This window comes from Kitasatospora sp. NPDC127067, from assembly GCF_042724755.1.
Lineage (GTDB): Bacteria > Actinomycetota > Actinomycetes > Streptomycetales > Streptomycetaceae > Kitasatospora > Kitasatospora lactacystinica.
Map to the genome: position 1 here is coordinate 1 of NZ_JBHXEM010000221.1, position 8,321 is coordinate 8,321.

Genomic DNA, 8,321 nt, shown 5'->3' on the forward strand with positions numbered 1-8,321 from the left:
AGCCAGGAAGATGCTCAGGCTGTTCAGCGCCACCAGGTTGTTGCCCAGGATCGTCACCTGGTAGTCGGGCCCACCGGAGAGGTTGTCCGCGATCAGCAGTCCGACGAACGCGCCGGACGCCGCCATCAGCAGAAGTCCCAGCAGCAGCATGGGGACCCCCTTCGTCCTGGTCTCGGCCCCCTCGCCCGGTCGCGCCTACCCACCCCGGGCGGCCCGTAACGGCGGCCGGCGAATCGCCGGGGAACCCCGGCAGCGCCGGGCGGCTGCCGCTGCCGCCGCTGCCGCTGCTGGTCAGACCGTGAACCAGCGCCCGACGGCCGTCCGCAGCTCGGCCTGTTCGGCCGGGTCGGGGCGGGGTGAGCCGCCGGCCCAGGCCACGTAGCCGTCGGGGCGGATCAGCAGACCGGTGAGACCGGCCGGGCCGCCCTTCGCGACGACGACCTCGACGGCGTCCTGGTCCTCCGCCAGTGCGGCTGCCAGCGACCGGTCCTCGGTCAGGTCGATCAGCAACGGCCGTGCGCTTCGGGCGAGTTCGGCGATCCTGGCCTTCCCGGTCCCGGTGGTCAGCTCCAGCTCCGGTGCGAACCGGCCGACTGCGGGGTGGGGATCGGTGATGCCCATGTCGTAGCGCACGTCGGTGCCCGCGGTGAGGTCGGCGAGGTGCTGGACGACCTCCTTGTGGGTGAGGAGTTCGGCGACGAGTTCGCGCAGGGCGGTCGTGTCGCTTCCCGGTGCGGTGAGCGCGGACTGCGCCTCGGCGTTGAGCACCATGCGGCGGGCGGCCTGGCGGCGCTCGGTGTCGTAGCTGTCGAGCAGGCCGGTCGGGGCGGTGTCGCGCAGCACGGAGGCGAGTTTCCAGCCGAGGTTGGCGGCGTCCTGCAGGCCGAGGTTCAGCCCGGGGCCGCCGCCGGAGGTGTAGACGTGGGCGGCGTCGCCGATCAGGAGGACCCGGCCGTCGCGGAACCGGTCGGCGACCCGGGTGTTGCCGCCGGTCAACCGCCGCAGCACGTGCGGGCCGGTGCCGTCCGGCGGGCCGAGCGGCAGGTCGACGCCGAGGACCCGGCGGATGCTCGACTCCATTTCGGCCAGGGTCATCGGCTCGTCCGTCGCGGCCTGGTCCCACTCGGTGGTGCTGATCAGCGGCGGCTGCCCCGGGAACGGCGCGTAGGAGAAGCCGCCCCGTTCGGCGCGGTGGGGCAGGAAGGGCAGGACGGGTCCGTGGCCGGGGATGGTGAGGGCGCCGTTGACGGGGTCGACCCAGTCGCTGGGGACGGTGGCGTGGACGGTGCGGTTGGTGCGGCGGTCGTAGCTGACTCCGGGGAACCCGATACCGCTCCCCTTGCGGATCACGCTGTGCGCGCCGTCCGCGCCGACCACCCAGCGGGCGCGCATCCGCTGGTCGCCGTCGGGACCGGTGACGTCGAGGGTGACGGCCTCCTCGTCCTGCGCGACGGCGCCGACCCGGTACCCGCGCCGCAGGTCGACGCCGAGGGCGCGGGCGCGTTCCTCCAGGACCTCGACGATGCGGTGCTGCGGGGCGGCCAGGCCGAAGACCGGGCTGGCGTCCAGCCGGCCGAGGTCGAGGCCCATGGCGGCGAACATGAAGTAGGCGGAGTTCGGCCGCGGGGGCTCCGGGCTGCCGCTGAGCGGCTCGTACAGGCCGCGGTGGTCGGCCAGGCGGACCACCTGGCCGAGCAGGCCGTTGGCCTTGGGTTCGGTGCTGGGCTGCGGGAGCTGCTCCAGCACGATCGGGCGAATGCCGGCCAGGCTCAGTTCGCAGGCCAGCATCAGCCCGTTCGGGCCGCCACCCACGATGATCACGTCGGCTGTCACGGTCACGTCTCCTTGGTACGAACGGGAAGAGGTGGCACCGCGAGCGAGTCGGTCGCCGCCGCTCGCCACGGGACGGGCAGGCCGGCGGCGACCTGCTCGAAGACCTGGGCCAGGACCGTGCCGAGCGGCACGGGATCGTCGGCACGAAGGCTGTGCTCGACGGCCACCGCGCTGCCGGCCCCGATCACGGCCGCCACCAGCTTCGGGTAGACGTCGCGTTCGGCGTCGGTCCCGGTGCGCCGCGCGACGGCCTCGGCCAGCTCCTGCTGGGCGGCGGCGTTGGCCTTGACTATCTCGCCGGCCAGCGCCGGTTCGGCCAGCATCAGCCGCACCCCCTCGCGCCAACGCTCGCTCTGCGCGGCGGAGTTGTCGGCCCCGGAGGTTTCCGGCGGCGCGAACTGGCCCAGCACGGCGTGGAACAGCGAGTCCCAGAGCGGCTCGTCGGCCGGGCGGGCGAGCAGGTCGTCGGCGACCCGGAGCATCCGCTCCAGGTGACTGGCGGCGATCGCCTCGGCCTTGCCGGCGAAGTAGTTGCGGAAGGTGCGCACCGAGACGTCGGCCTCGGCGGCGATCTGATCGACCGTCACGGCGTCCCAGCCGTGCAGGACGCAGAGCCGGATCGCCGCCCGGCTCAGCGCGACCCGGGTCTCCCGCTTCTTGCGCTCGCGGAGTCCGGGCTGCCGGGTCGTACGGGCCTCAGGTGCAGGTGCCATGCGAGCAGCATAGGACGAAACTTGCCGCCACGGCAATGTTTCCGTGGCGGCAAGTTTTTCCGGAGCCGACGGAGCCCGAGGGCCTGACGGTCAGAAGGACAGAACGCCGGAAGGCCGGAAGGTCAGATCCGCGTGGACAACGGCACGGACATCCGCTTCATCCAGGCGCCCGTCGCGAAGTCGCGCGCCCTGATGACGACCCGGTCCCGGTACACGTCCACCTGGAGCCCCTGGTTGAAGTGCCCGGGGACGGTGACCTCGCCGCCCTGCCCGTTGTCGGCGAAACCGGTCTGCACCGCGCCGGTGTTGATCACCGAGAAGCCGTCGAGGTTGGCGGTGCCCGGCACGACGCGGCGCACGTACCAGTCGGAGAGGGTCAGGTCCCAGTGGGTGTGGCCGCTGAAGAGGAACACGTCGCGGTAGCGCCCGAGGAGGCCGAGGAGGCGGTCGGGCTGGAGGTAGTCGCCCATGTAGATCTTGCTCCGGGTGCCGGAGACCGTGTCGGGCAGCGGGTGGTGGGTGATCACCATGACCGGCTTCCGGCGCCTCGCCCAGTACTGCAGGCGGTCCTCCAGCCACTGGAACTGCGCGTCGCTGATCCACACCTCGTCCCACAGCGAGTTGTCGTGGTACTTCATGTAGCGCTCGGTACCGAGGGTCAGGACCGGGATGCCGCCGAAGGTGGTCTCCGCGTAGATCGTGGACCGCTTGGCGAAGCGGTAGAAGCCGCGGAAGAGGGACTCCTCGGTGGTGCCGTTGGGCCAGGTGCTCTGGGCGAGCGTGTTCGGGTCGGCCCACTTGGGGACGTAGAACTCGTGGTTGCCGATGGCCCAGGCCACCTCGCGGGGCTTCGGCCCCTGCTCCAGCACCTTCCGCACGTCGGCGTACTCGAAGTCGTAGCCGCGCGGCGTGATGTCCCCGGCGACGGCCAGGCCCGACGCGTGCGGGTTGGTGGCCCGGATGTCCTTCAGTGCCTGGGCGAAGTCGCCGAGGTCGCCCTGAATGTCACTGATGACGTTGAAGGTGCTCACCAGGCCGCCGCCGTCGGCGGGTTCCGCCTCGGCGGCCCCCTGGGCGAGGCCTCCGAGCACCAGTGCTCCGGCGGTCGCGCCGAGCAGGGTCCTGCGTTCCATGGTCTTTCCTTTCGGCTGTCGCACGGGATCGAGGGACCCCGGCCGCGCTCTTCGGACCAGACCCGTTATCAATAAGCGAACAAGTGGGCGGCCAGGTGAACGGGCACTGTCCGACAGGCCGCCCGGGGTCGAGCGGCCGGGCCCGACCCGGCGAACGGGTCGCCCGCTCCTGTGAACCGCGCCGCCCGGCCGACTTCTTTGTGTCATCCGCCAGTACGGCCATGGAGGGCGCGGAGGAGACTTTCCGCCGGGACAGCGGCCCGGCCGGGCAGGCCTCCGAGCCCGGAGGCCGTGTTCGGCCGCGCGCGGGACGACGTACGGACCTCCTCGCGCACCCGCCGCTGGAGATGCTGCGCTGCCGTGCCTGCCCCGGCCGCACCGGCCCCACGGCCGCCCCCGGCCCCACCGGCCGGCGGGCCGGCGGCGGCCGCCGTGGGTCCAACCCGTCGGGGCCGTGCCCTACTTGGCGAAGCGGACCTCCGGGAAGGCCGCCGAGGGCCCGTCCAGCAGTCGGCCCGGGCGGTCGAGCAGGTGCCGGTCGAAGAACGCGCCGAGGTACGCCCGGGTGGCGGCGAGCGCGCGGGCGCCCTTGATGCTGCCGTACTGCGCCGGAGCGGTGTCGGGCGGCACCTGGTCACGGATGCCGAGGGCGTCCACCAGCCAGTGCACGTCGCAGAACGACAGATGCCCGCCCTCCGGCAGGTCCAGCCAGCGCTTCCAGCCGGTCAGGTGCTGCCAGGTCTCGTCCCAGTTCGCCGTCGGGGACTCGCCGGCGTGACGCTGCGCACCGAGCAGCAGCACCGGGCGGGAGAGGCCCTCGGCGGGCAGCGGGGCGAAGAAGTCGCCGTCCAGGTTGGCGGCGGCGCGGATCCGGCCGTCCACCCGCATCGCCTCGACGGCGCTCGCGCCGCCGATGGAGTGGCCGGCCGCGCCGATCCGGGAGGCGTCGATCCGCAGCCCGCGGACGAGCCCCGGACCGGGCGCGGTCAGCCGGTCGATCAGGAAGGCGATGTCCTTCGCCCGGCTGCGGATGACCTCGGCCGCCAGTCGGTCGTCCACCTTGTCGCAGATCAGGCAGGACTCCATCCGCCCGTCGGGGAACTGCACGGCCGTCTCGTAGGTGTGGTCCAGCGCGGCCACCGCGTAGCCCCGGGCCGCGAGGTCCTCGGCGAGGGCGGTGAGCGAGGAGCGGTCGAGGCCGAAGCCGGGCGAGAGCACCACCAAGGGGTGCCGCCCGGGCGCGGGCACCGTGCGGACCCGCACCCCCGTCCCGACGGCGCTGAGCTCCGGAGTGCCGTACCGGGCGGTGGACATCTCCGGGGAGAGGTAGGGCAGTTGCCCGCCGCGCGCGGACTGCGCCGGATACCAGAGGGTGGCCATCAGTTCGCGGGTGGCGGCGTCCGGCCGCCAGGGGTCGTGCCGGCCGGTGTCCACCAGGCGGACCGAGGCGGCACCGATCAGCCGGTGCGTGGTGGGCGCGGGCACCTGCGGCGCCCCGGCCTTCGCGTCCACGTCCGCCCGCGCGTCCGTGCCCGGGTCCGCGCCCACGCCAAGGCCCACGTCCGCCCCCACTTCCACGGGCACGGGCACGTCCACGGACACGGGCACGGGCGAGCGCGACGAGGTGGCGACGGAAGGCGGTCCGGCGGCCGGGGAGGCGGCCGACGCGGCCTGCGGGCCGGTCAGCGGGAGGAGGACGGCGATGGGCACGGCGAGCAGCGCGGCGCTCCGCCACCGGGGAGTTGTCGACATGACGCCACGTTAGGTTCGCCACCGGCACCGGCGCGTCCTGCCCGCGGCGTAGCCCGCTCAGCCGCAGGTCGGAGCCGCCACGCCGGGCGGACCCGCCGCTCGGACGAGCCCGCCTCCACCCTGAGCGGCGGGCGGGCCGCGGGTGGCGATCCGGATCGCCCCCGGCCCGCGCCGGGCGGGGTGTCGGAGGCACGCCCTACGCTCCTCCTCACCTACGAGTTCTGGGGAAGACCGGATGTCCTACGACGATGTCGAGTACCTGCCCGCTCTGATCACGGCCCTGGCCGATCCGTCCGAGGCGAGGTGGAGCGTCGACGGCTGGCGGATCGAGCGGATCGGCCCGGTCCGGGGGGCCGCCGACCACGGCACGATCTACGACCCGCTGGGCCCGGAGGGCACGGGCTTCCCGATGCGGCCCGGCGGCACGCCGGTCTACCTGGTCTCCCGCGAGGACGCGCCCGAGCACCCGGTGGCCGCTCTGGTGCACCCCTGCGGGACCGTCCCGGTCCGGACGGAGGAATGGGGCGACCGGGTGGCGACGCCCTCCGGCCTGGCCGTGCTGCACGCCGACCCCGGCACCACCTGGATCGGACCGTCCACCCCGATGCTCCGGCGCGCCTGGGCCGCCCTGCACGCGCGCGCCGCCGAGGGCGACGGCCGGCCGCTGGAGAACCTCCGCGAGGTCCTCCGGGGCGCCTCGATCGACCCGGCCGACTGGCCGGTGGAGCCGGTCGAGGGCGACTTCGCGCACGGCTGGCTGATGCTCCCGGACGAGGCCGGCACCGGCACCGTGCTGGGCGTCCTGGCGAACCCGGACGGGTCGAACACGACCGCGTGCCTGGACGCCGAGGGCAACACGGTGGCGACCCTGCTCACCTTCGAGGAGTGACCCCGGCCCCGCTCGCCTCCTCCCCCGCAGCTACCGCGCGCGCAACCGGCAAGCCCTGAGGGAAAGCGCTTTCCAAGTGTCCTCGAACTGGGTACGCTCGATCATCGTGGCAGCCACCCTGCCTCGCCTCCCGCAGCCCTCAGAAAGCTGGCCCCTGATGCTCGACCACGACGAAACCGGGTACGTCCGGGACGGGGCGCCGCACCGCGTCGTCTCCGGTGCCCTGCACTACTTCCGCGTCCATCCCGACCTCTGGGAGGACCGCCTGCGCCGGCTGCGCGCGATGGGCGCCAACACCGTCGACACCTACATCCCCTGGAACTTCCACGAGCTGCCCTCCGGCGCCTTCGACTTCACCGGCTGGCGCGACGTCGCCCGCTTCAGCCGCCTCGCCCGGCAGCAGGGCCTCGACGTCATCCTGCGGCCCGGCCCCTACATCTGCGCGGAGTGGGAGTTCGGCGGCCTGCCGGCCCGACTGCTCGCCGCCGACGGGATGCGGCTGCGCTGCGCCGACCCGGCCTACCTGGCCGAGGTGGACGGCTGGTTCGACGCCGTCGTGCCCGAGATCCTGCCGCTGCTGGCGAGCCGGGGCGGCCCGGTGGTGGCCGTGCAGATCGAGAACGAGTACGGCAGTTTCGGCAACGACCGCGCGTACCTCCTCCACCTGCGCGACGGCCTGCTCGAACGCGGCGTCGACTGCCTGCTGTTCACGGCGGACGGCGCGGAGGACGCGATGCAGCAGGGCGGCGGCGTTCCGGGCCACCTCGCCACGGCGACCTTCGGCTCCCGGCCCGCCGAGCGGTTCGAGGTGCTGCGGCGCTACCAGGCCGAGGGACCGCTGACGGCCATGGAGTTCTGGATCGGCTGGTTCGACCACTGGGGCGAGCCGCACCACGTGCGCGACGCCGCCGAGTCCGCCCGGGCACTGGACGAGCTCCTCGCCACCGGGGCCTCCGTCAACCTCTACATGGCCCACGGCGGCACCAACTTCGGCTTCTGGGCCGGCGCCAACCACACCGGCACCCGCCCGTTCGACACCGGGTACCAGCCGACCGTCACCAGCTACGACTACGACGCCCCGATCGGCGAGGCCGGCGAACTCACCGAGAAGTTCCACGCCTTCCGCGCCGTCATCGGCAAGTACCTCCCCCTGTCCGAGGGCGAGCTGCCCGGGCCGGTCCCGCGCGTCGCTCCGCAGCGCGTCCGGCGCCGCGCCGCCTCCGCGCGGCTCCTGGCGAACCTCGACGCCCTGTCCGAGCCGGTGCGCCGCCCCGTCCCCGAGCCCATGGAGAAGGTCGGCCAGTCGCTCGGTCTCATCCACTACCGCACCCGGATCTCCGGCCCCCGGCCGTCCATGCCGCTGCGCATCGACGGCATCGGTGACCGCGCCCAGGTGTTCGCGGACGGCCGGCCGCTCGGTGTCCTGCACCGCGACGCCCCGGCGGACACCCTGCCGCTGGAGGTCGGGCCGCAGGGCGTCGTGCTGGACATCCTGGTCGAGGCGCTCGGCCGGGTGAACTACGGCCCCCTGCTGGACGACCGCAAGGGCATCGGCCGCGGCGTCTCCCACGGCCACCAGCGGCTGTTCGACTGGGAGATCCGCCCCCTGCCGCTCTCCGATCCGGGCCGCCTGCGCTACGAGGAGGCGGCTGCGGCCGTCGACGCGGACCCGGCCTTCCACCGCTTCGAGGCCTCGCTCACCGAGCCCGCCGACGCCTTCGTCGCCCTGCCCGACTGGGGCCGCGGACTGCTCTGGCTCAACGGCTTCCTGCTCGGCCGCTACTCCGCGCAGGGCCCGCAGCGGACCCTCTACGCCCCGGCTCCGCTGTGGCGGGCGGGCGTCAACGAGCTCGTGCTGCTCGAACTGGACGGCCACGGCGAGGAGATCGAGCTCCGCGACCGGCCCGACCTCGGGCCGCCCGCCGCCGCTCCCAGCTCCGAGTACTGAGCCTGCGGGCTCCGGCCCGCTCCACCGGCCCGTCGGCGGCCGTTCCCCTCCGG

Annotated in this window: 6 protein-coding genes; 2 read left to right on the forward strand and 4 right to left on the reverse strand. The window is 73.9% G+C overall.

Annotated features, from left to right (window positions below; genetic code table 11):
* Positions 1 to 291: 291 nt before the first annotated feature.
* The 4 genes from ACFWJ4_RS40000 to ACFWJ4_RS40015 form a co-directional block, all read right to left on the reverse strand.
* The gene (locus tag ACFWJ4_RS40000) at positions 292 to 1,833 is read right to left on the reverse strand and encodes an FAD-dependent monooxygenase (protein WP_380553975.1); all 1,542 of its coding nucleotides are present in this window, start codon (positions 1,831 to 1,833) and stop codon (positions 292 to 294) included.
* 2 nt (positions 1,834 to 1,835) lie between these two features.
* Complete coding sequence (locus ACFWJ4_RS40005) at positions 1,836 to 2,546, reverse strand: TetR family transcriptional regulator (RefSeq protein WP_380553977.1); 711 nt, start codon at positions 2,544 to 2,546, stop codon at positions 1,836 to 1,838.
* Between the two features lie 122 nt (positions 2,547 to 2,668).
* Complete coding sequence (locus ACFWJ4_RS40010; protein ID WP_380553979.1) at positions 2,669 to 3,679, reverse strand: metallophosphoesterase family protein; 1,011 nt, start codon at positions 3,677 to 3,679, stop codon at positions 2,669 to 2,671.
* Between the two features lie 459 nt (positions 3,680 to 4,138).
* Positions 4,139 to 5,431 carry an alpha/beta hydrolase family protein gene (locus tag ACFWJ4_RS40015; RefSeq protein WP_380553982.1) on the reverse strand — a complete coding sequence of 431 codons (1,293 nt, stop codon included), beginning with the start codon at positions 5,429 to 5,431 and terminating at the stop codon, positions 4,139 to 4,141.
* 235 nt (positions 5,432 to 5,666) lie between these two features.
* On the opposite strand from ACFWJ4_RS40015, the gene ACFWJ4_RS40020 reads away from it, so the two are divergent.
* Together ACFWJ4_RS40020 and ACFWJ4_RS40025 are read left to right on the forward strand one after the other, a co-directional pair.
* Entirely contained in the window at positions 5,667 to 6,320 is a 654-nt protein-coding gene (locus tag ACFWJ4_RS40020) for a hypothetical protein (RefSeq protein ID WP_380553985.1), read from the forward strand.
* A 157-nt stretch (positions 6,321 to 6,477) separates the two neighbouring features.
* The gene (locus ACFWJ4_RS40025; RefSeq protein WP_380553988.1) at positions 6,478 to 8,268 is read left to right on the forward strand and encodes a beta-galactosidase family protein; all 1,791 of its coding nucleotides are present in this window, start codon (positions 6,478 to 6,480) and stop codon (positions 8,266 to 8,268) included.
* Positions 8,269 to 8,321 lie beyond the last annotated feature (53 nt).